Source organism: Velazquezella soli, assembly GCF_977018685.1.
Genome location: NZ_CDRNXF010000005.1, coordinates 593,348 through 610,728, shown reverse-complemented (window position 1 = coordinate 610,728; position 17,381 = coordinate 593,348). Strand labels below are relative to the sequence as shown.

Here is a 17,381-nt window from a genome sequence, read left to right as displayed (position 1 = left end):
TCATCGCTGGCCGGAGTGCTGTATCTGAGAACCAGGTCAGACCTTCGCTTTATCTGTTCCAGCGAAGATATCCTGAAAGTATCAAGACCGGTTTTCGACCCTTGGTGGCGAACGGATGTTAGGGAGTGGATTTCAATGAATTCTATGCTCATGAACAATGACATCATTGCCAACTGGGAAGACCGCCACGCGCGTTTGTTCGGCAATGAGATCGTCAAGCTCAATCATCGTCTCCTCGAGACAGGTCTGTTCTCGAGGGAGGCTGTCGGCAAGTTGATCGAACGCTGCCCGGATAGCGAGTTCGGGCTGGAATCCATGTCCGACGACATCACCAACCCATCGCGACTCTATGGCGTCCGCAACGGCATTTCGGGCGCTGAGGCACTCGCTGCAGTCGAAAAGGGCCGCATGTGGATGAACATTCGTCGCGTGATGGACTGGGCGCCGGAATATGGCCGTTTGCTCGACACGATCTTTTCCGAATTCGCCGGCCGCATGCCCGGGTTCGAGACCTTCAAACGCAATCTCGGAGTGCTCGTCTCGTCTCCCAACGCCAACGTCTTCTACCACGCCGATATCCAGGGCCAGTCGCTTTGGCAGATCGAGGGCAGCAAGCGGGTCTATCTTTACCCGCGCTCGGAGGTGTTTCTGCGCCCGATGCAGGTGGAGAAGATCCTGCTGCGCGAGACCGATGAAAAAATGCCCTACGAGACGTGGTTCGACGAATACGCAACGGCTGTCGATCTGCATCCGGGAGAAATGGTGACATGGCCGCTTTATGCACCGCATCGCGTACAGAACCATGATTGCATGAACATCTCCGTGACGATGGAGCATTGGACGAAGCAGATCTGGAATTCCTACGCGGTCCATTATGGCAACGGCGTGTTTCGCCGCACGCTCGGCGTGAAGGGCCTGTCGACCGAAAATTCGGGCCTGCATGTCTATCCGAAGGCGGCGGCGGCCTTTGCCTGGAAAAAGGCTGGGAAGCAGAAAAAGGGTGATGTCGTCGTCAAGCGCGATTTCAAGCTTGATGCATCGGCCGAAGGCGGTCGGGTCGCACTGAGCTGAGAACAGGACAAACTGCCGAAGACAATTCCCCGCCAGAGTACGATCGAGAAAAGCCCCGAAGCCATGAAAGTCACCGTAGAAGAGACGTTCGATTTTTCAGGGCCGGAATATCGCCGCCTCTATTCGGAAGGGAAGGGCACTGCCTTTCAGGCGCCGATGTGGCTCGACATGCTGCACCGGCGCCTCGGTCCTTCCCTGGGCGCGAAGCAGCGGACGGTGACGTTCCGCAACGAAGCCGACGACAGTCTCCTTGCCGTGCTTCCCCTCGTGATGCAGCGCTCATCCGGGGTGATGATAATGCAGCCTGCGGATTTCGGTATCAGCGACTACAACACGATCGTCTGCGACGCGGAGCGTTTCGAGCAGATCGCCGCATCACCGGCCGTTCTAAAGGCGTTGCGCGAAACGCTTCGCGGTGGCGACCTGCTGATGTTCCGCAAGGTTCGTGCCGATGGCTTCGACATCCAGCGTCTGTTCATGGGGGCTCGCGAAAGCCGGGGAGAGAACTCTGCCTACGCGTTCGATATCGGCGACGATTTCGACCATTGGCGCCTGAAGGTGATGAACCGCAACTTCACCAAGAACCTTGGCAGGTTGCACCGACAGACGGAAGCAGCCTACGGCCCCTACCTGCACAAAGCCATTACGGACGAGCAGGAAATCCGCGCGGTCTTCGACTTCCTTCGGGAGGCGCGACAGGACCGTTATTCGGAGAACCTGCTGGATCGCCATGAATATTTCGATCTCTATCGTGATTATGCCGTCGCAGCGGCGGCTTCAGGAGAAGCTGTGCTTTACGTCAGCTATCTCGCTGGAGAACCTGTCGCTGCCCTGTTCGGGCTGGCAGGCGACGGCGAGTTTCACGCAACGCTGCTTGCATCCGACATCAAGAAGCATCAGAAAATCTCCGCCGGAATGCAGATCCTTTACCGCGTCGCACAGCTGCGCCACCAGGACGGCCACAAAGTAATGGATCTCTGCCTCGGCGATCCCGGGTACAAAACGCATTTTCGCCCGACGGAAACGACGATGCGCAATATCACCGTAGCCCTGTCACTCAAGGGTGCTGCGGTCGCCGCCATTTATCACCATGCGAAGCCGCTCAAGAACTTCCTGAGAAAAGGGGTCGCCAATGTCCGGTGATGCATCCGACCACGTGGCGCCCGCTGCCCACCGCACCTTTGCCGGTCGGATCGGCGCGCTTATCCGCCGGCCGGATATCGGCGGGATGGCTGTCGTCGTCGGCGTCAAGATCGGCATGGTGTTGCTCAACTTCACGCTGATCACGCTTGCTGCTCGGCTTCTCGATCCCGAAGCGTTCGGACATTACTCGATCCTCTACTCCGCAGCGGGGCTGCTTTGCATCGTGGCAGCCGCAGGACAGGAGCCGTTCGTGCTGCGGATGTGGAACGAGATGACGGCGGCAGGCAATGCGGCCAAGCTGAAAGGCGCGCTCTACTTCACGCTGCTTCTGTCGCTCAGCGGCACCGTTATCGTCGCGATCGGTCTGTATTTCTGGGCTTCCGCATTGGTCGATGGCCAGACAGCAATAACCTGCGTCATCTATATGATGATCGTCTCCGTGCTGCAGATCTGCATGCATCTTGTGCGAACCGAGATCGGCGTTGCCTCGGGAGACGGCGCGGGCAACGCCATTGTCGGGAGCGTGCCCGTCCTCTATCTGCTCGCCTGTTTCTTCAGCGGGACACGACCGGATACGGCCCATCTTTTCCTGGCCTTGGCAGTTGGAGCAGGTCTCGCTCTCCTTCTGCAGCTCTATCTCATCCGCGGACGAATCCTGCATCGTTTTCCGGACTTTAACCGTATCCGTGCGGTTGCGGACTACCGGCTATGGCTTCCGCGATCGGTCCGCTTCTGGCTCGCGACGTCTCTCGAAGCTACTAATCAGTACATAGACGTGATCATCATCGGCTATCTGATGGACCCGGTAATCGCAGGGGCCTATTTCGTGACCGTCCGCCTCGCCAATCTGTTTGCGGCTGCCGCAGATTCTGTCAATCTCTTCGGAACGCGCCATCTCCCGGGGCTCTACTATCGCGGCGAACAGCGGGCGCTCAACAAGATGCTCGACAGCCTTGCCTGGATAACCCTTGCCTTCAGCGCGATCGGCCTGATCGGCATTCTGGTCGGCGGCTATTTCGCCCTTCTGCTGATCAATGAACCCTATGCTGCGTATTTCCCGGAACTGCTGGTCCTCTGCCTCGGCACTGCGGCGCTCGGAACGACGAGGCCCTCTGTGATCATGCTGCTTTTGGCAGGCCACGAAGGCCGCTATCTCCAGATCATGGCCGTGTGCGTCGTGGTCCGGATTGCCGGCTTCTTCCTGTTCGTCCCGCATTTCGGGGTGATGGGCGCCGTTGCGACGACCGCTGCCTCGTTCGCGCTTCAGTCGATAGTCTTGCGCATTGCGGACAAGGCCTTGACCGGGTTCGACTCGTCGATGTTCCGGCTTCTCCTGAGGCGGGCATGATAAAAGAGCTGCAGCGAATTCTTTCCGCTGTGTCTCGCGGGTGTATTTCGGAGCCGGAGACCCTATCTAGAAGTCTTCCGCATCATGCTTCCCCAGGACTTTTCCACAGATGACGAACTTTCCCGTTCCGGTTTTCGACGGTCATAACGACGTGCTCTTGCGTCTGCGCCTCAGCGACGCGAAGGATCCTGTCGGTGACTTTCTGGACGGGCGGAAGGATGGTCATATCGATCTGCCGCGCGCCCGCGAGGGTGGATTGGCCGGCGGTCTCTGCGCCATCTATGTGCCGTCGCCGTCCATGGCAAAGGACCAGAACGGCGATTTTCCGACCCCGGCTCAACCCGAGGCGCTGAACCAGACCATCGCCATGGCTCGGATCCTGTTGGATATCGAGCGCCGTTCCAACGGCGGGGTCACGGTCTGTCGGACTGCGGACGATCTCCGCCGCTCGATGGCAACGGGCAGCTTTGCCGCTGTGATGCATATCGAGGGCGCCGAAGCAATTGCCGGGGATCTCGATGCGCTTTACGTGCTTCACCAAGCGGGCCTGCGAACTCTTGGTCCCGTCTGGAGCCGTCCGAACATCTTTGCCTATGGCGTTCCGTTCAAGTTCCCGTCAACGCCGGATATCGGCCCGGGCTTGAGTGACGCCGGACGAGACCTGATTCGTGCGTGCAACGACCTCAGGATTATGGTCGATCTGTCGCATTTGAACGAGGCCGGTTTCTGGGATGTCGCAAAACTCTCGAAGGCGCCGCTTGTCGCATCCCATTCCAATGCGCACGCGCTCTCTGCGCACAGCCGAAACCTCACGGACCGCCAGCTCGACGCGATCCGCGATACAGGCGGGCTCGTCGGCATCAATTTCGGTGTCCTGTTCTTGCGCGACGACGGGCGCAGAGACGAAAGCACGAGCCTCGATGTGCTTGTGCGGCACATTGCCTATATCGCCGAGCGGATCGGCATCGATCACGTTGCGCTAGGCTCGGATTTCGACGGCACGACCGTGCCTTCGGACTTAAAAGATGCAAGCGGCCTTCCGCGCCTGATCGAAGCCCTGCGTAATCACGGCTTCTCTAGTGAAGACATTGCGAAGATCGCATTCGAAAACTGGATCGGCGTGCTGGACCGAAGCTGGGCTGCGTGAGCGGCACAAAGCCTCCGCCGCAAGATTGCGAAACGTTCAAAGCGATCTGACCCGGCGTCAGACGCCAGCGCGAGTTGCGAGTTTCTCAAACGCCTGAGAGATGCATTAGCGTGCCATCGCGTATTTGTAGGGTTGGCCGCGTTCCAGGGTGCTGCCCGACGGCAGGACGTAGGAAGCCGCGACCGCCAGGCTGACGACGGCGAACGATGCGGAAAGCAGAGCAATTTTCATGTGACAATCCCTCCCTCACATGTAGGGAGAAAGCTCTTGGCGCGAATTTGGTTCCCGGGGTCTGAAATGGTTTGCGGTGCCGATCGGCGGCCTCAGCACTCTTGCTTCTGTTCGCCGGGACAGATCCCAATTCCATTCTCGGTCACGACGAATGCAAGGCCCGCGCCTTCGAACGCCTGGCGCAACTGAGCCTCGGTCGATCTGTGAATATCGTGTCGCTGGCCCTCGTAGTCGCGTACGGTGCTGCGCGACACGCCTGAGCGATCGGCAAGGTCCGACTGGGTCCAGTCGAGGAACCCTCGGGCCGCCCGGCAAAGCGCTGGAGACAATATACAAGTTTGCGCGGCTTGACCCATCGCTCTATTCTGCCCATATTGGTCAATACAAATCATATAGGTCAATTTTCGAGAGATTGCTAGTGGCGCGTATTGTGCGCTCTCAGGCCATCGAAACACACGAGGAACAGACACATTGGGATAACGCTGGGGCCATATTTCCTGCTTGTTCTTCTGGTTCTGCCGTTTGTCGGCAGTCTTGCTTCGGCATTTTTTCTGAAGACATCGTCGCGTGTGCTGCCATCCTGGACCGCCGGTGGGGTTTCGCTTGCGTGCCTTCTGATCGTCATTGCCTCCTACCCTTCGATTACGGAGGGCCAGGTTGTCCGTCTGACGTTCGAGTGGATCCCGCAGCTTGGGCTCGAGTTCAAGTTGCGACTTGATGGGTTCGCGTGGATGTTCGCGCTACTGATCGCCGGCATCGGTTTGCTGGTCGTCATCTACGCGCGATACTACATGTCCGAAGAGGACTCGGTTCCGCGCTTCTTCTCGTTCCTACTGGCGTTCATGGGGGCCATGATGGGGATCGTGCTTTCCGGCAACGTCATCCTCCTCTCGATCTTCTGGGAACTGACGAGCATCTTCTCGTTCCTGTTGATCAGTTACTGGCACAACAGTTCCGCTGCCCGCGATGGTGCGCGTATGGCCCTGACGGTGACCGGCATCGGTGGGTTCTGCCTTCTCGTCGGCCTCCTGCTTCTCGGCAATATCGTCGGAAGCTACGACCTCGACAAGATCCTGGAGGCAGGCGACGTCATTCGTGCGCATTCCCTCTATGTCCCGGCACTCGTCTTCGTCCTGCTCGGCGCTCTGACAAAAAGCGCGCAGTTTCCGTTCCATTTCTGGCTGCCGAACGCGATGGCAGCGCCGACGCCGGTATCGGCCTATCTCCATTCTGCGACCATGGTAAAGGCCGGGGTCTTTCTCCTGGCGCGCATGTCTCCGGCGCTGTCCGGCAGTTACGAATGGTTCATTCTCGTCGGTGCGGCCGGCATGATCACGCTTCTGCTGGGCGCATACTTCGCGATGTTCCAGCAGGATCTGAAGGGTCTGCTCGCCTATTCCACGATCAGCCATCTCGGCCTGATCACCACGCTGCTCAGCCTCGGGAGCCCGCTGGCAACGGTCGCTGCGATCTTTCACATGCTGAACCATGCGACGTTCAAGGCGTCGCTTTTCATGGCAGCCGGTATCATCGACCACGAGACCGGTACGCGTGATATGCGAAAATTGAGCGGACTGTTCCGGTTCATGCCGATTACCGGCACACTTGCCATGGTCGCCAGTGCGGCGATGGCGGGCGTCCCGCTTTTGAACGGCTTCCTGTCGAAGGAGATGTTCTTCGCAGAAGCGGTCGAGACCCACGCGGACTCGTTCCTGGACCGCATCCTTCCTTACGTCGCCACTCTCGCCGGTGCGTTCAGCGTCGCCTATTCGCTTCGGTTCATCCACACGGTCTTTTTCGGGCCGAAGCCAGTTGGTCTTCCCAAGGAAAAGCCGCACGAGCCGCCGCACTGGATGCTGTTCCCGATCGAACTTCTGGTCGTCGCGTGCCTTGTCGTCGGCGTCATTCCGGCGATCGCCGTTGGACCGATCCTGCAGGCGGCCGCGATGGGCGTGCTCGGGCCGGATACGCCTGAATACAGCCTTTCGATCTGGCACGGCTTCAACCTTCCGCTCGTCATGAGCATCGTTGCTCTTGTCGCCGGCACGCTGATCTACATCCTTCTTCGAAATTATCTTGCGCAGTGCAAAGACGGTGCGCCCGTGTTCAGACGCTTCCGCGGACAGCGCATCTTTGAGCGTATCCTCGTCGAAGTCTCATGGCGCTGGGCAAGGCTCGCGGAGCGGCGGATCGGTACCCGCAAGCTGCAGCCGCAGTTGCGCTGGGTCGTGTTCACCGGCTTTGTCGCAGGTCTCCTGCCGCTCTGGCTCTCCGGGTTCGAGCCGCGGCCCTTCGTCTTCTCCGGGGTCGACAAGGCCTTCGCGGCCATTTGGTTGATCGGGATTTGTCTGGCGCTCGGCACCGCGTTCCTCGCGAAATATCATCGTCTCGCGGCGCTCGTCATGCTTGGCGGCGTCGGGCTGATCGTCTGCGTCACCTTCGTTTGGCTGTCGGCGCCCGATCTCGCCATCACGCAGCTTCTGGTCGAGATCATCACGACCGTGCTTATCCTTCTCGGTTTGCGCTGGTTGCCGAAGCGTAACGAAATCAATGATTCACCGATTACCGTCCGTGCCCGGCTGAGGCGCTTCCGGGATCTTGCGCTCGCCGTTTTCTGCGGTGTCGGCATGACCTTCATATCCTATGCTGTGATGACGATGCCGGTGCCGGACGCTATCGCTACTTACTTCCTGGAAAACGCCTATTCGCAGGGCGGAGGCCGCAACGTCGTCAACGTGATCCTCGTGGACTTTCGCGGCTTCGATACGTTTGGCGAGATCGCAGTTCTCGGCGTGGTCGCGCTCACCGTCTATGCGCTGCTTCGCCGTTTCCGGCCGGCCGACGACACGATGGCAATGCCCGAACAGCAGCGAGCGCAGAACCGCTTCGACGAAGAGCGGCCGGATCGGTCTGCGGGCGATACGGCTCGGGACTACATGCTGATCCCGTCGGTCATCATGCAGTGGCTCTTCCCTGTCATCATCATGTTCGCCGTCTATCTGTTCCTGCGTGGCCACGACATGCCGGGCGGCGGGTTCTCGGCAGGCCTGACGTTGTCACTCGCCTTCCTGCTGCAGTATCTGGCCGGCGGAACACGCTGGGCAGAAGATCGGATCCGAATTCTGCCGCTGCGCTGGATGGGTGCTGGCCTTCTGACTGCCGCCTTAACGGGTATTGGAGCCTGGGCTTTCGGCTACCCGTTCCTCACCTCGCACTTCCAGTATATCGAGCTCCCGCTTGTCGGAAAAATGCCGGCGGCAACGGCATTGCTGTTTGATCTCGGCGTCTTCTCGCTCGTCGTTGGCTCGACGGTTCTGATCATGGTGGCGTTGGCACACCAGTCGATCCGCATCAATCGCCTGCGGGCAATCGATGCAGCAAAGACGAAGGAAACCTGATGGAAATCATTCTCTCCATCGCCATCGGCGTCATGACCTTTTGCGGGGTGTGGCTTATCCTGCGCCCACGGACCTATCAGGTCATCGTCGGGCTTTCCCTTCTGGCCTATGCCGTCAACCTGTTCATCTTCAGCGTCGGCGGGGTGAAGACGAATGTGCCGCCGGTTCTCGTGGACGGCACGGCTACCGCAAGCCTGGCGGATCCGGTGCCCCAGGCACTGGTGCTGACGGCAATCGTCATCGGCTTTGCCACGACCGCACTGTTTCTGGTCGTGCTGCTCGCCTCCCGCGGCCTGACCGGCTCCGACCATGTCGACGGCAGGAGCGACCCGTCATGAACGGCTGGGCGCATCACCTCATCATAGCACCGATCCTGGTGCCGCTGCTTGCGGCGGCAGTGCTGTTGTTCATCGACGAACGACAGCGCGTTGCCAAGGCGATGGTCAGCCTGACGTCGGTGGTGATCCTCGTCTGCGTTTCGTTCGTGCTGTTTCGTATCGAGAGCGGTCCGAGTGATTTCGAAGGCGTCTACCTGCTCGGCAACTGGGCAGCCCCGTTCGGGATCGTGCTGGTGCTCGACGGACTGTCGGCGATGATGCTGCTTCTGACGGCGCTGGTGGCGCTTGCGTCGCTCGTCTATTCGATGGCCCGCTGGCATACGGTCGGCGCCCATTTCCACACCATGTTCCAGCTGCTGCTGATGGGGGTGGATGGTGCATTCCTCACCGGCGATCTCTTCAACCTCTTTGTTTTCTTCGAGGTGATGCTGGCTGCATCCTATGGTCTGCTTCTCCACGGCTCGGGTCCGCTGCGGGTGAAGGCCGGCCTCCATTACATTGCCGTCAACCTTGCCGCAGCACTTCTCTTCCTGATCGGCGTCAGCCTGATTTACGGCACGGCCGGTACGCTGAACATGGCCGACCTTGCCGCGCGCATTCCGCAGATCGAGCCGGACCGACGCATGCTGATGGAAGCCGGCGCCGGCGTGCTCGGGATCGCATTTCTCATCAAGGCCGGCATGTGGCCGCTCTGCTTCTGGCTTCCGACCGCCTATAGCGCCGCTTCGGCACCCGTCGCGGGCGTTTTCGCGATCCTCAGCAAGCTCGGCATCTATGTCATCTTGCGGCTGATCATGCTGCTGTTTGAAACCGGGCCATCGGCCGGGTTCGGATCGACATTCCTGCTCATCGGCGGTATCGCGACAGTGGTGTTTGGAACGATCGGCGTGCTCGCGTCGCAGGCCTTGGGCCGGTTGGCCGGATATTCGGTTCTGGTGTCGTCCGGCACGCTTCTGATGGTGCTCGGCATCAACGATGGTGCGGTCTCGTCCGGCGCACTCCTCTATCTCGTGAGCTCGACCCTGACGATCAGCGCCTTCTTCATGCTGATCGAACTTGTCGAGCGTGGTCAGGATGCGGGCGCTAGCGTCCTCACCGTGACGATGGAAGCCTACGGCGACGCCGACGACGATGAGCCGCAAGAGGGCGACGGGGTCACGATGCCCGGGACGATGGCGATCCTCGGCATATGCTTTGCAGCCTGTGCAATCCTTCTGTCCGGTCTGCCGCCGCTGTCTGGCTTTATCGCCAAATTCGCAATGTTGTCCGCGATGATGGGTACCGGCGCCATTGGCGTGCCGCCGACTGCTGCTGTCTGGACGCTCATCGTTCTCGTCATCCTGTCAGGCGTCGCAGCGCTTATCGCGATGACGCGTGTTGGCATCAGGACGTTCTGGAGCTCGATCGAGGGCACCGTGCCGCGGGTGCTGGTCATCGAGATCGTACCAGTCATGTTCCTTCTGAGCCTTACCCTTGTGCTGACGGTTCAGGCTGGACCTGCGATGCAGTACATGGACACGACGATACGGACCCTTGCCAGCCCGGAAAATTACATCAACGCCGTCAGAAACGCGACAGTCCTGAAGGGCGTCGCCGACAGCAACGGACAGGGAGGCGATTGATGTTTCCCTTCCCGATCCTTGCCGTCTTCCTGGTCCTCATGTGGCTGCTGCTGAACGGGTTCACGCTCGGCCACCTGATTATCGGCACGATGGTCGCAGTCTTTGCATGCTGGGCTATGGCTTCGCTGAGACCGGAGAAGCCGAGACTCGGCAAATGGTACCTTCTGCCGAAGCTTTTGGGGATGGTGCTCTACGACGTTGCAAAGTCGAACGCGCAGGTTGCCGCAGTCATCCTGAGGAGCGGTTCGCGGCGGCATAATCCGGCCTTCCTGACGATCCAGCTGCAGACGCACAACCATTTCTCGCTGGCGGTGCTCGCGATCGTTCTGACGAGCACGCCCGGCTCAGCCTGGTTGGAATACGATTCCAACGACAATACCGTGCTGTTGCATGTCCTCGATCTCGACGACGAGGCGAAGTGGCGCGATATGGTCAAGAACCGCTATGAAAAGCTCTTGATGGAGATCTTCGTATGAGTGCCATCATCGTCTTCACAGCTGTGGCTGTTGCACAATTGATGCTGGCTGCGGCCATGGCTATCGCCTCTGTGCGCATGTTCGGCGGCCCGCGGGCGCAGGACAGGATCATTGCACTGGACACGCTCTACATCAACGCGATGCTGATGCTTGTCACGTTCGGGATCGGCACGGGTCGGGTCATCTATTTCGAAGCGGCGCTGGTGATCGGCATGCTGGGTTTCGTGGCAACCGTTGCGCTCGCCAAATTTCTGATGCGGGGCGAGGTGATCGAATGAGTGAAGCCACAGATCTCCCGCTCTGGGCCGCCATCGCGGTCGCGGTCTTCCTGCTTGTCGGTGCAGCGCTGGCGCTGATCGGCGCGATCGGCTTTCTCCGGCTGCCGACGTTTTACGAGCGCATCCATGCGCCAACCCTCGGCACCAGCTGGGGTGTGGGCGGCGTCATGGTCGCGTCGATGATCTTTTTCTCCGTGACATCAGGCCGACCAATGATGCACGAGATCCTCATCGGGATCTTCGTCACGGTTACGACGCCGGCCACCTTCCTTCTCCTCGCACGCGCCGCGCTGCATCGAGACAGAGTTGAGAAGACGAAAGGCGTGCCGGAGAAACACCGCGCCGATATCGTAAACAACGATTGAGACGGATCTGTCCTGCGGTCCGTTCCGGTTGCGGGACTAGTCCGGCAGAAGGCCGATATGGTCGAGTTTCGCGCTGCGTGCGGCTCGTCCACCCGGAAGTCGTAGCGGCTCTTCCTCAATACCGTACCGAACCGCCATCATCAGGACATGGGTCCCAAGCATGTCCAGTCCTTCGGTGATCCGATTGCTTTCCAGAAGCTCGACGATGGCGATATGTTCAGCACTCGCGTTTTTGCGCGTGGGCAGCGTGGAACGGTGCGATCGAAGTGCCGCGACCTTGCTCGACACGAGCTGGTAGGCGTTGAACAGATACGGATTGCCGCAATTCTCCAGTGATGCATCGTGGAAATGATCATCAGCGCGGGCGGATCGATGGTTGTCGCCCGCCTCGCACGCCGCCATCATGTCTTCGGCAGCTGCCCGCATCGCCTTTAACGTTTCATCGCGACGACGCGACATGGCGAGGCGAACTGCCTCGATCTCGATCGTCTTGCGGAATTCGCACAGGTTTTCCGTATCTTCGCGAGTCGGCAGAAAGACGAAACTTCCCCTTTGCGGACGCACATCGATGAGGCCCTGCTGTTCGAGCGTTGCGAAGGCTTCTTTCACCGGGCTCCGACTGACGCCGAGAGTGGTCGCCAGCTTGTCTTCCGAAAGTGCGTCACCCAACTCGAGCTCGCCATCGATGATGGCTCGTCTCAGCCTCTCGGTCACCCTTGCGCCCAACGAGGATCGTGGTTTTGCATCCATTCCTACGGTCCCTTCCTTCCCGGAGCGGATCATACGCTCCGACGCGGCATAACCGAATTCTGTACGCGCCCTCAGGGAGTGAGGCAACATTCCCTGAGGGCGCTTGTCAGGTGGAGATCTCGTCGAGGAAGCGCCGCGTGGCAGCCATTCCTATTTCGGCGCGCTGCATGAAGCTGAGCGCCGCGTCTCCTTTATGCGGGGTCTCGACGCTGATTACGACATCTGCGGGCAGGGCGGCCATCAGGTCCCTCAGCCACAGGCCACCGTCGCCTGGAAACATCCGGGCGGTGCGGGCCTCTGCAATGCAGCCGGCATTGTCTGCCGGTTGCTCGGCCGGCGCATCGCAAAGCTGGAGATACAGGGCCTGGCCCTTCGGCAGGCCTGTCACATCAGCGGGGCTGCCGCCGGTGCGTGACAGGTGCAGCGCGTCGATCAGAAGCCCGACATTGTTCCGGCCCGTCGCACTCGCCAGTCGGCTTGCGTCATGAATGCTGGCGGTGGAACGCCAGCGCATGAACTCGATCGCCATTTTGATGCCGTATTGCGACGCCGCGTCGGCAATGCGGCCGAGATTGTCCGCTGCACGCGAGAGATCCGGATCTTCGCAGGTGATCTGCATGACCGGCATTGCGAATTCGCCGGCAGTCTCGATCACCGGAAGCCAGGTTTTGATGTCCGTCTCCGGCAGGAGGGTGAACACCTCGCCGTCGTAGAACGACATGCCCGTGTCCGACGCTGCAGCGTTGATCTCACGGATCAGCTTCTGGTTCCCGACGATCGGGTGAGCAAGCTCCAGCCCGTGTGGAGCAATCAGCCGCAGGCTGACGAGATCGTAACCGCAGGCGGCTGCGATCCTGACGTTCTCGACCGGAGGACAACCGAACACGGTCAGATAGGCGAGCGAAAGGGGATGTTGCTTATACATTGCGCGACCTCAATACGTCGCGCGCCCGCCGGAAACGTCGAACACGGCGCCGGTCGAGAACGAGCATTCCTCAGACGCCAGCCAGTTGACGAGCGATGCGACTTCCTCCGCTTCGCCGAGGCGACCGACAGGGATCTTCGCTGTAACATAGGCTTTGAATTCGGGTGTCAGCTGGTTCATCATTTCCGTCTCGATCGCGGCCGGAGTGACGCAGTTGACGCGGATCTGCGTCGTTGCGAGTTCCTTGCCGATCGATTTCGTCAGGCCGATAACACCCGCCTTCGAAGCGGAGTAGGCGACCGCGTTGGGATTGCCTTCCTTGCCGGCGATCGAGGCGATATTGACGATGCGGCCATAGCCGGTCTTCAGCATTTGCCGAACCGCCGATTGGCAGCAGTAGAATACCGCATCGAGATTGAGCGACATCACAAAACGCCAGCCGTCATGCGGGTAATCGACGAATTTTTCGAGCGGGCCGTTGTGACCGGCGCAGGTCACGAGAATGCCGAGCGGCCCCAGGTCCGCGACCGCTTGCACCGTAGCGTCCTCGACGGCTGCGGGGTCCATGACGTTGACCACATAACCCTTGGCGCCCGGAAGTTTGGCAGCAGCCTCTTCGACCCGTTCCTTGTTGATGTCCCATAGCGCGACCTTGTGGCCCTTGGCCGCAAGTCTTGCTGCGATCGGAAATCCGAGCCCGCCGGCCCCCCCTGTGACGATCGCAACGCGAGGTGTTTCCTGGTTCGCCATGTGTATCTCCTCCCTGGCATTACGACCCGTTTCCCAAGAGCCGCTTTCTTTTCGTTCGTTGTCATCACGCATCCGTTTGGTTGGAACCTAGCGCTTGACATTTTTAGCATACTAACATTCTAGTGGCCTACATGGGTCGCAAATGACCGGCTTGTCAAGCGCTGAGGATGCAGGGCGAGTGAATGGGAGGAGAAGACGATGGGAATGAACGGCAACGCCTTTCTGGCGATCTGGCACGACATCGAAGAGGGCGGGCATGCCGAATATATCGAATGGCATACCCGTGAACATATGCCGGAGCGCCTTTCGATCCCGGGTTTCAGGACCGGCAAGCGGCTGCATGCTCCTGATGCGTCCCGCTACGCTTTCGGAACCGTCTATTCCGGCGAGACACTGGAGACGTTCCGTTCCCCCGACTACCTCGAGCGTTTGAACAACCCGACACCCTGGACGACGGCTGTTGCGCCAAGTTTCCGTAATTTTCTGCGCGTCGCCTGCGAACGCATTGCTGAAGCCGGCCATGGTGACGGTGGCAGCATGGCGACGATCCGCTTCGATCTCTCGGGCGACGATGGCGAAACCCGGCTGCGGGCAAGTGCTCAGGCACTCGCGGACGCGATGCTCGCGGTGCGTGGTGTCTCCTGCGTCCATATCGGTGTTTCCCGCAACGAGGTTTCGAGCGTTCGCACCAAGGAAACGGAATTGCGGTCTGAAATGAACGAGACTGTCTTCGACGTCGTCGTTCTGGTCGAGGGGTCGTCGAGCGCAGGACTGCGGGCGGCCTTGCCCGAGGTGGAGCGGCTGGCGATCGAAAGCGGCATCCTTCAAGCGCCGGTCACTGATATCTATGAGACCGCCTTCTCGATTACCTCGGAAGATATGCGGGGCGCGCCATGACCCGGATTCTGATGACCGGCGGCGCCGGCTTTCTGGGCGGCTGGATCCTCAAGGCGTTGAAGGCCGAAGGCCATGACGTGCGGATTTTCGATCGCTCGACCGACCGCCGCATATTGCGGGACATCGCTGGCGACGAAGCGGATCACGTCGAGTGGTTTGAGGGCGATATTACCGATGGCGCCGCCGTCAAATCCGCCGCCAAAGATTGCGCATCCATTATTCATCTCGCCGCTCTGCTGACCCCAGCCTGCAAGAACGACCCGGTCCTAGGCGCGACGGTGAACCTGATCGGCACGCTGAATGCGTTCGAAGCGGCCAAGGCTAACGGCATTGCGCGGATTGCCTATGCCAGCAGCGCTGCCGTCTTTGGCCCCGATGACGGCTCGACGCCACATCCGGTCACGCATTACGGCGCCTTCAAGCTTGCCTGCGAAGGGAGCGCCCGCGCGTATTGGGCGGATGCTGGTATCTCAAGCATTGGCCTTCGCCCGACGGTTGTCTACGGGCCTGGGCGCGAAAGCGGGCTGACGGCGGGCCCAACGCTTGCCTGCCGCGAAGCGGTTCTCGGCAATGCCTACACGATCGGATATTCCGGCCCGCAGGATCTCGTTTTCGTCGCCGATGTTGCAGCGGCCTTCGCGGCGGCGGCAACAAGACCGTTCGAGGGCGCGCATGCGTTTTCGGTTGGCGGTGCCTGCGAGGACGTCCCGGACGTGATCGCAGCGATCAGGGCCGAGATCCCCGGCGCAAACATTGATTTTGGCGTCCCAGCCGTGCCGATGGCGCCGGATATCAAAGCCACCGACAATCAGGCTCTGCTGGGCCCGATCCCCGTTACGCTGCTCCGGCAGGGAATATCACAGACCATCGCCCATTACCGATCGATCGCGGGGAGGGGCTGATGACCGTCCGCAGCGACATATCGCAGGATCATGTCGGTCATGGTTTCCAGGCGTGCCTCGACCGCGTCTGCAGCCATGAGGTCGCGTCCGAACAGGACCTTCAGCGTGTGGCGATTGGAAACATAGGTAAAGCCGAGGGCGGAAATCGAGATGTAGAGATCGAGAGGGTCCACGCGTCGGAAAAGGCCCTTTGCGACCCCGATATCGAGGATCGTCGAGACCTTCGTCACGACCGAGCTGTTAAGCCCCTTCATGTCGCCGGCCGACTGCAGATGCGCTGCGCCGTGCAGGTTTTCGGTGTTGATCATTCGGACGAAGGCGGGGTTGTCGATATAATACCGGAAGGTAAAGCCGATCAGCGACTTCATCGCACCGACGGGATCTTCCGGATCGAGCACGAGTGCGTCTTCGGCACTGCGGATGCCGGTGTAAAGATGCTCCATCGCGGCAAGGTAGAGATCCTCCTTGCTGCCGAAGTAGTGGTAGACCATTGCCTTGTTGGAATTCGCGCGCTGAGCGATGCGATCGACCCGTGCGCCACCGATACCGTAGGTCGAAAATTCCGTGATTGCCGATTCCAGCAAAAAGCGTCTGCGCCTTTCCGGCGACCTTTGGCCCGGGTCAAGACTCGTATCAGTGGACATGTTTTCGGTGGTCGTCATCTCAATTCCTCGGCCTCTCGGCCCCGTTACCACAGCAGGCAACAGGGAGCAGCGGCTTAAGTGTAAGCAATCAATCCGCGAGCAGGAATAGCACGTCGATTGACATCAACCAACGGGTTGGTTAATTGAATTACGGGTATTTCCGTTTGGGTTGCGAAGAGGAGTCGCCGCCCAGGCATCAAAAGGCATCAACCCTGAGGAGGACATTTCATGCCAGGCAAATTTTCATTCCGCACACTCGCATTGACGCTGGTTGCGGGCGTCAGCATGGCGCTCGGCGCGTCTGCCGCCCATGCGCAGGCTCTTGAGAAGATCAAGAGCGCCGGCGTCATCCGGGTCGGCGTCATGGGCGAACAGGCACCATGGGGCTCGATCGACGCCAGCGGCCAGAACATCGGCTATGACGTCGATGTGGCCAAGCTGATCGGCGAGGAAATGGGCGTCAAGGTCGAGTTCGTACCGAACGCCGTCTCGGCCCGCATCCCGAACCTTCTGACCGGCAAGGTCGATCTGCAGATGGCCGTGATGGGCATGTATCCGGATCGCGCCAAGGCCGTGCAGTTCAGCAAGCCTTATGCAGGCCTGAAGATCATTCTTCTGTCGAGCGCCAAGAACAAGATCACCGCGATCGAGGACGCCAAGAGCCTGCGCATCGGCGTGCCACGCGGCGCAGCCCAGGACAAGGCGATCACCACCCTTCTGGGTGACGTTCCCAACATCCGCCGCTTCGACGACGACAGCTCCAACATCCAGGCGCTCGTCTCCGGCCAGGTCGATGCGATCGGTGGCAACACGACCTACAAGATCAACCTCGACCGTGCATCGCCAGGCAACGACTACGAACAGAAGCTGGTCTTCAACGAACAGTGGATGGGCGTCACCACCAAGCTCGGCGACAAGGAAATCAACGACTGGCTGAACAAGTTCATCGACAAGATCAAGGCCGACGGCCGTCTCGAAGCGATCAACAAGAAGTGGCTGGCCGCAGACGCGCTTCCGAACTTCCCGGAAAAGCTCGAAGGCATCCCCTTCACCGTACAGTAAAAGTTAGCGTCGATTCCACGACCGCATGACGAAA

At 60.0% G+C, this 17,381-nt stretch carries 19 protein-coding genes; 13 read left to right on the top strand and 6 right to left on the bottom strand.

Annotation, left to right across the window (positions count from 1 at the left end; genetic code table 11):
- The first annotated feature begins 135 nt into the window (after nt 1–135).
- The 4 genes from AC0JZ8_RS23245 (at nt 136) to AC0JZ8_RS23230 (ending at nt 4,709) form a co-directional block, all read left to right on the top strand.
- A complete protein-coding gene (locus tag AC0JZ8_RS23245; protein ID WP_471893691.1) occupies nt 136–1,071 on the top strand; it encodes a hypothetical protein in 936 nt (311 codons plus the stop codon).
- Between the two features lie 63 nt (nt 1,072–1,134).
- Nucleotides 1,135–2,214 carry a GNAT family N-acetyltransferase gene (locus tag AC0JZ8_RS23240; protein ID WP_471893690.1) on the top strand — a complete coding sequence of 360 codons (1,080 nt, stop codon included), beginning with the start codon at nt 1,135–1,137 and terminating at the stop codon, nt 2,212–2,214.
- Complete coding sequence (locus AC0JZ8_RS23235; RefSeq protein WP_471893689.1) at nt 2,204–3,562, top strand: lipopolysaccharide biosynthesis protein; 1,359 nt, start codon at nt 2,204–2,206, stop codon at nt 3,560–3,562. Before AC0JZ8_RS23240 ends, AC0JZ8_RS23235 begins: the two co-directional genes overlap by 11 nt.
- Before the next feature lie 109 nt (nt 3,563–3,671).
- Nucleotides 3,672–4,709: a dipeptidase gene (locus AC0JZ8_RS23230; RefSeq protein ID WP_471893688.1), complete on the top strand. Its 1,038-nt coding sequence runs from the start codon at nt 3,672–3,674 to the stop codon at nt 4,707–4,709.
- A 105-nt stretch (nt 4,710–4,814) separates the two neighbouring features.
- On the opposite strand, the gene AC0JZ8_RS23225 is transcribed toward AC0JZ8_RS23230, so the two are convergent.
- Both AC0JZ8_RS23225 and AC0JZ8_RS23220 read right to left on the bottom strand, forming a co-directional pair.
- Nucleotides 4,815–4,940: a hypothetical protein gene (locus AC0JZ8_RS23225; protein ID WP_256413830.1), complete on the bottom strand. Its 126-nt coding sequence runs from the start codon at nt 4,938–4,940 to the stop codon at nt 4,815–4,817.
- A gap of 92 nt (nt 4,941–5,032) precedes the next feature.
- The gene (locus AC0JZ8_RS23220) at nt 5,033–5,341 is read right to left on the bottom strand and encodes a helix-turn-helix domain-containing protein (RefSeq protein ID WP_062458994.1); all 309 of its coding nucleotides are present in this window, start codon (nt 5,339–5,341) and stop codon (nt 5,033–5,035) included.
- A 75-nt stretch (nt 5,342–5,416) separates the two neighbouring features.
- Between AC0JZ8_RS23220 and AC0JZ8_RS23215 the strand changes: the two genes are divergently transcribed.
- The 6 genes from AC0JZ8_RS23215 to mnhG are packed head-to-tail and all read left to right on the top strand — an operon-like array spanning nt 5,417 to nt 11,417.
- Complete coding sequence (locus tag AC0JZ8_RS23215; RefSeq protein WP_471893872.1) at nt 5,417–8,338, top strand: monovalent cation/H+ antiporter subunit A; 2,922 nt, start codon at nt 5,417–5,419, stop codon at nt 8,336–8,338.
- The gene (locus tag AC0JZ8_RS23210; RefSeq protein ID WP_062458996.1) at nt 8,338–8,676 is read left to right on the top strand and encodes a Na+/H+ antiporter subunit C; all 339 of its coding nucleotides are present in this window, start codon (nt 8,338–8,340) and stop codon (nt 8,674–8,676) included. Before AC0JZ8_RS23215 ends, AC0JZ8_RS23210 begins: the two co-directional genes overlap by 1 nt.
- Complete coding sequence (locus AC0JZ8_RS23205; RefSeq protein WP_062576429.1) at nt 8,673–10,298, top strand: monovalent cation/H+ antiporter subunit D; 1,626 nt, start codon at nt 8,673–8,675, stop codon at nt 10,296–10,298. The genes AC0JZ8_RS23210 and AC0JZ8_RS23205 overlap by 4 nt, the downstream gene beginning before the upstream one ends.
- The gene (locus tag AC0JZ8_RS23200; protein ID WP_062459002.1) at nt 10,298–10,774 is read left to right on the top strand and encodes a Na+/H+ antiporter subunit E; all 477 of its coding nucleotides are present in this window, start codon (nt 10,298–10,300) and stop codon (nt 10,772–10,774) included. Before AC0JZ8_RS23205 ends, AC0JZ8_RS23200 begins: the two co-directional genes overlap by 1 nt.
- Nucleotides 10,771–11,052: a K+/H+ antiporter subunit F gene (locus tag AC0JZ8_RS23195; protein ID WP_062459005.1), complete on the top strand. Its 282-nt coding sequence runs from the start codon at nt 10,771–10,773 to the stop codon at nt 11,050–11,052. The genes AC0JZ8_RS23200 and AC0JZ8_RS23195 overlap by 4 nt, the downstream gene beginning before the upstream one ends.
- Complete coding sequence (mnhG, locus tag AC0JZ8_RS23190; RefSeq protein ID WP_062459008.1) at nt 11,049–11,417, top strand: monovalent cation/H(+) antiporter subunit G; 369 nt, start codon at nt 11,049–11,051, stop codon at nt 11,415–11,417. Before AC0JZ8_RS23195 ends, mnhG begins: the two co-directional genes overlap by 4 nt.
- A 36-nt stretch (nt 11,418–11,453) precedes the next feature.
- Here the strand turns inward: mnhG and AC0JZ8_RS23185 are convergent, their stop codons facing one another.
- The 3 genes from AC0JZ8_RS23185 to AC0JZ8_RS23175 form a co-directional block, all read right to left on the bottom strand.
- Entirely contained in the window at nt 11,454–12,167 is a 714-nt protein-coding gene (locus AC0JZ8_RS23185; RefSeq protein ID WP_062576427.1) for a GntR family transcriptional regulator, read from the bottom strand.
- A 106-nt stretch (nt 12,168–12,273) separates the two neighbouring features.
- Nucleotides 12,274–13,092: a sugar phosphate isomerase/epimerase family protein gene (locus tag AC0JZ8_RS23180; protein WP_471893687.1), complete on the bottom strand. Its 819-nt coding sequence runs from the start codon at nt 13,090–13,092 to the stop codon at nt 12,274–12,276.
- A gap of 9 nt (nt 13,093–13,101) precedes the next feature.
- Nucleotides 13,102–13,842 carry an SDR family NAD(P)-dependent oxidoreductase gene (locus AC0JZ8_RS23175; RefSeq protein ID WP_062576423.1) on the bottom strand — a complete coding sequence of 247 codons (741 nt, stop codon included), beginning with the start codon at nt 13,840–13,842 and terminating at the stop codon, nt 13,102–13,104.
- A 198-nt stretch (nt 13,843–14,040) separates the two neighbouring features.
- Here AC0JZ8_RS23175 and AC0JZ8_RS23170 point away from each other — a divergent pair, with 198 nt between their 5' ends.
- Together AC0JZ8_RS23170 and AC0JZ8_RS23165 are read left to right on the top strand one after the other, a co-directional pair.
- Nucleotides 14,041–14,739 carry a hypothetical protein gene (locus AC0JZ8_RS23170; RefSeq protein WP_471893686.1) on the top strand — a complete coding sequence of 233 codons (699 nt, stop codon included), beginning with the start codon at nt 14,041–14,043 and terminating at the stop codon, nt 14,737–14,739.
- Nucleotides 14,736–15,641 (top strand): NAD-dependent epimerase/dehydratase family protein, encoded by a 906-nt coding sequence (locus AC0JZ8_RS23165; protein ID WP_471893685.1) that lies wholly within the window; start codon nt 14,736–14,738, stop codon nt 15,639–15,641. Before AC0JZ8_RS23170 ends, AC0JZ8_RS23165 begins: the two co-directional genes overlap by 4 nt.
- On the opposite strand, the gene AC0JZ8_RS23160 is transcribed toward AC0JZ8_RS23165, so the two are convergent.
- Complete coding sequence (locus tag AC0JZ8_RS23160) at nt 15,614–16,225, bottom strand: TetR family transcriptional regulator (RefSeq protein WP_471893684.1); 612 nt, start codon at nt 16,223–16,225, stop codon at nt 15,614–15,616. The two genes, AC0JZ8_RS23165 and AC0JZ8_RS23160, sit on opposite strands and share 28 nt — an antisense overlap.
- 288 nt (nt 16,226–16,513) lie before the next feature.
- On the opposite strand from AC0JZ8_RS23160, the gene AC0JZ8_RS23155 reads away from it, so the two are divergent.
- On the top strand, nt 16,514–17,347 hold the full coding sequence (locus AC0JZ8_RS23155; protein WP_082471667.1) for a transporter substrate-binding domain-containing protein: 834 nt from the start codon (nt 16,514–16,516) through the stop codon (nt 17,345–17,347).
- Nucleotides 17,348–17,381: the final 34 nt, after the last annotated feature.

Excerpts from the sequence above, each read along its gene's own strand:
- AC0JZ8_RS23225 (WP_256413830.1), bottom strand. The coding sequence starts at position 4,940 with ATGAAAATTGCTCTGCTTTCCGCATCGTTCGCCGTCGTCAGCCTGGCG.
- AC0JZ8_RS23175 (WP_062576423.1), bottom strand. The coding sequence starts at position 13,842 with ATGGCGAACCAGGAAACACCTCGCGTTGCGATCGTCACAGGGGGGGCC.
- AC0JZ8_RS23230 (WP_471893688.1), top strand. The coding sequence starts at position 3,672 with ATGACGAACTTTCCCGTTCCGGTTTTCGACGGTCATAACGACGTGCTC.
- AC0JZ8_RS23195 (WP_062459005.1), top strand. The coding sequence starts at position 10,771 with ATGAGTGCCATCATCGTCTTCACAGCTGTGGCTGTTGCACAATTGATG.
- AC0JZ8_RS23240 (WP_471893690.1), top strand. The coding sequence starts at position 1,135 with ATGAAAGTCACCGTAGAAGAGACGTTCGATTTTTCAGGGCCGGAATAT.
- AC0JZ8_RS23165 (WP_471893685.1), top strand. The coding sequence starts at position 14,736 with ATGACCCGGATTCTGATGACCGGCGGCGCCGGCTTTCTGGGCGGCTGG.
- AC0JZ8_RS23235 (WP_471893689.1), top strand. The coding sequence starts at position 2,204 with ATGTCCGGTGATGCATCCGACCACGTGGCGCCCGCTGCCCACCGCACC.
- AC0JZ8_RS23200 (WP_062459002.1), top strand. The coding sequence starts at position 10,298 with ATGTTTCCCTTCCCGATCCTTGCCGTCTTCCTGGTCCTCATGTGGCTG.
- AC0JZ8_RS23210 (WP_062458996.1), top strand. The coding sequence starts at position 8,338 with ATGGAAATCATTCTCTCCATCGCCATCGGCGTCATGACCTTTTGCGGG.
- AC0JZ8_RS23180 (WP_471893687.1), bottom strand. The coding sequence starts at position 13,092 with ATGTATAAGCAACATCCCCTTTCGCTCGCCTATCTGACCGTGTTCGGT.
- AC0JZ8_RS23185 (WP_062576427.1), bottom strand. The coding sequence starts at position 12,167 with ATGGATGCAAAACCACGATCCTCGTTGGGCGCAAGGGTGACCGAGAGG.
- AC0JZ8_RS23205 (WP_062576429.1), top strand. The coding sequence starts at position 8,673 with ATGAACGGCTGGGCGCATCACCTCATCATAGCACCGATCCTGGTGCCG.
- AC0JZ8_RS23155 (WP_082471667.1), top strand. The coding sequence starts at position 16,514 with ATGCCAGGCAAATTTTCATTCCGCACACTCGCATTGACGCTGGTTGCG.
- mnhG (WP_062459008.1), top strand. The coding sequence starts at position 11,049 with ATGAGTGAAGCCACAGATCTCCCGCTCTGGGCCGCCATCGCGGTCGCG.
- AC0JZ8_RS23170 (WP_471893686.1), top strand. The coding sequence starts at position 14,041 with ATGGGAATGAACGGCAACGCCTTTCTGGCGATCTGGCACGACATCGAA.
- AC0JZ8_RS23245 (WP_471893691.1), top strand. The coding sequence starts at position 136 with ATGAATTCTATGCTCATGAACAATGACATCATTGCCAACTGGGAAGAC.